At 74.0% G+C, this 2,478-nt stretch carries 4 protein-coding genes; 3 read left to right on the top strand and 1 reads right to left on the bottom strand.

The annotated features are described in order from the left end of the window. Positions 1-166: 166 nt before the first annotated feature. Positions 167-331: a hypothetical protein gene (locus AC0CYZ_RS28520; RefSeq protein ID WP_472221484.1), complete on the top strand. Its 165-nt coding sequence runs from the start codon at positions 167-169 to the stop codon at positions 329-331. Positions 332-512: 181 nt separating this feature from the next. Beyond that, a complete protein-coding gene (locus AC0CYZ_RS28515) occupies positions 513-1,064 on the top strand; it encodes a universal stress protein (RefSeq protein WP_472221483.1) in 552 nt (183 codons plus the stop codon). A 68-nt stretch (positions 1,065-1,132) separates the two neighbouring features. Here AC0CYZ_RS28515 and AC0CYZ_RS28510 read toward each other — a convergent pair whose 3' ends face one another. Further along, positions 1,133-1,885: a SpoIIAA family protein gene (locus AC0CYZ_RS28510; RefSeq protein ID WP_472221482.1), complete on the bottom strand. Its 753-nt coding sequence runs from the start codon at positions 1,883-1,885 to the stop codon at positions 1,133-1,135. Positions 1,886-2,081: 196 nt separating this feature from the next. Between AC0CYZ_RS28510 and AC0CYZ_RS28505 the strand changes: the two genes are divergently transcribed. Then, the coding region (locus AC0CYZ_RS28505) for an ester cyclase (protein WP_472221481.1) at positions 2,082-2,478 on the top strand (397 nt) is incomplete at its 3' end.

Genomic DNA, 2,478 nt, shown 5'->3' with positions numbered 1-2,478 from the left:
CCCTCCGGCGGGTCATGGCTCCGGCCGAAACCGGTCGGGCGCGGGCGCCGGCGCGGCCGGCGGACCGCCGCCGACCAACGGCCGTGAATCGGGGCCCGAACGACCCGGGCGGGTCCCGTCGTCCGCGGTCACGCTCAGGGCGCATGACGACGAGAGGAGTACGGAGATGGACGACGAACGCAGGGTGATCGACTTCGCGGGCGTGGCGATCGGGACCGTCGACGACGACGGCTGGGTCGACGACTTCGCGGGAGTGCGCTTCGGTGTGCTCACCAAGGACGACGTCATCGACTTCGCCGGGGTCCGCGTCGGTGCCCCCGTCGAGCCGTGAGCGCCGGTCGGTCGACGTCGCGCGGACCCGGAGCTCGGTGGGTCCTCCTGGTCTGACCGTTCTGGTCATGGATTCCCCGGGGGGACGAGCGACGGTCGACACCGGGCCCAGCGGCCCTACGACGGCGAGGCGGTGCCGGGCGATGCTCGACGGGCCGACAGCGCACACGAGGAGCCGTCCCATGAGCACCGAGACCGTCAGTACATCGACCGATTCCGTCCCGTCGCCGCAGATCGTCCACCAGCCCACGGCGAGGGCCGTGGTCGTCGGCCTCGACGCATCGGTGGGCAGCCGCGCCGCCCTCGAGGCCGCGTGCGACGAGGCGCAGATGCGGGGACTGCCCATCGCCGCGGCGATGGTCTGGACGGCCCCCGAAGTGTGGGTCACGCCCTACCCGCTGGTCCCCTCGGCGCAGGCCATGCGTGCGGCCGCCATCGACCTGGCGACGACGGAGATCCGTCGGGTCCTGACCGCCCGCGCCCGCCGTGGTGCCTCGACCCCCGTCGTGGAGCTGATCACCGCCTCCGGGCCCGCCGCGGTCGTTCTCGAACGGCTCTCCGCGGGAGCCACGATGCTCGTCGTCGGTCATCGGGGCCGCGGTGCCCTGGCGAGCCGGCTCATCGGCTCGGTGGGCCTGAGCACCGTGGTGCACTCGCGCTGCAGTGTGCTGATCGTGCGGGAGCCGCACGACCAGCGGCCCGGGGTGGACGAGCACGAGAGCCACGCCACCTGATCGGTGTCCGGTCGTCTGCGGGATCGACGACTCGTCGGGGGCGTGGGCCCCCGACGCCGGGACCGGGCTCAGCCCGCCGCGGCCGGCTGGCCGGCCGCCCACCGGATCGCCTCGTCCTTCGCCGCCACCGGGAAGTGCCGGACGTCCGGATGCAGGAGCGACCCCGCCAGGCGCGCCGCGACGTCGAAGCCCGGTCCGTCGAGGACCAGGGCCAACCGCTGCACGCGTCCCTGGTGGCCCGCGACGAACCGGATGTGGTGCAGGAGCCCGGAGACGTTCTCCCAGCCGGGGAAGCCGTGGGCGTGCAGCACGAGGCCCGGGAGCTCGCGGTGGTCGGCGAGCCAGCCGTCGACCTCGCCGGCGATCACCTCGATGTCCTCGCGGCGCAGGGGCCGGTCGATGTCGACGACGACCACCCCGTCGTCGGCCCGCAGCCGGACCCCGGCGAGCTCACCGGGGAGGTCGCTCAGCCAGCGCAGCGCCTCGGAGCGTTCGGCCATCCCGAACACGCGCACGTGGCCGGGGAGGAAGAACGCCGAGAAGCTGGTCATGTCCCGGACCCAGGGCAGGTCCGAGACCACCGCGCACCCGGTGAGGTGGCGCATGGCGCTGAACCCGAGGCGGATGTCGTCCCACATCGCGGCCGGCGTCATGCCCGTGAACGCCTCGTCCACGGTGCACAGGATGCGCAGCCCGCGACGCTCCCGCACTGCCGCGGCGAGCATGGGGGCGACGACGTCGTGGTAGTCCCGGGGGGTCACGGTGCCCACGGCCCGTACGGCGTCGATGCCGGCGGGGACGTCGAGGTCACGTTCGATCATGTCGCCAGTGCACACCGGTCGGTGGCCGGTCCACCACGGCCGAAGGCCCTGTGACAGCACGGTCCTTCGGGCGCGGACCGCCCGGACGGACACGGGCGGGCGTGGGGGAGGCGCGGTCAGACGCGCCTCCGCGGTGTCCTCGTGCTTCCTCGGCCACACAGGTGACCGCGGCGGCGGCCCGTGCCAGAGTGGGCCCGTGCTCGACGCGGAGCAGGTCGCGCAGGCGTACGCCGGATGGATCGCGCACGGCGAGCCCGGGTTCCAGGCGATGATGCGGCCCGATCTGCACGACCACGTCAGTGGGCGTCGCGGGCCGGAGACCTGGGACATGGTCTGGGGCTGGATCGAAGCCAGCTTCGACGAGCGTCGCGCGGAGCTGCACGGCTGCGGCAGGCTCGACGACGGGCGGATCGCGGTGTGGGTCACCCTGCACGGCCGGCACGTCGGCCGCGGGATGCCCTGGCTGGGGGACCGGGCGCCGAGCGGCGCCCGGGTCGCCTGGAAGCAGCTCCACGTCTTCTCCACCGACGGCGGTCACCTCACCGAGCACTGGGCGGTCCGCGACGACCTCGGCGTGATCGAGGCGGTCGACG

This window comes from Actinomycetospora sp. (assembly GCF_055612215.1).
Note: the sequence above shows the minus strand (reverse complement) of the source record. Positions and strands in the feature narration are given on the sequence as shown.

Excerpts from the sequence above, each read along its gene's own strand:
- AC0CYZ_RS28520 (WP_472221484.1), top strand. The coding sequence starts at position 167 with ATGGACGACGAACGCAGGGTGATCGACTTCGCGGGCGTGGCGATCGGG.
- AC0CYZ_RS28515 (WP_472221483.1), top strand. The coding sequence starts at position 513 with ATGAGCACCGAGACCGTCAGTACATCGACCGATTCCGTCCCGTCGCCG.
- AC0CYZ_RS28510 (WP_472221482.1), bottom strand. The coding sequence starts at position 1,885 with ATGATCGAACGTGACCTCGACGTCCCCGCCGGCATCGACGCCGTACGG.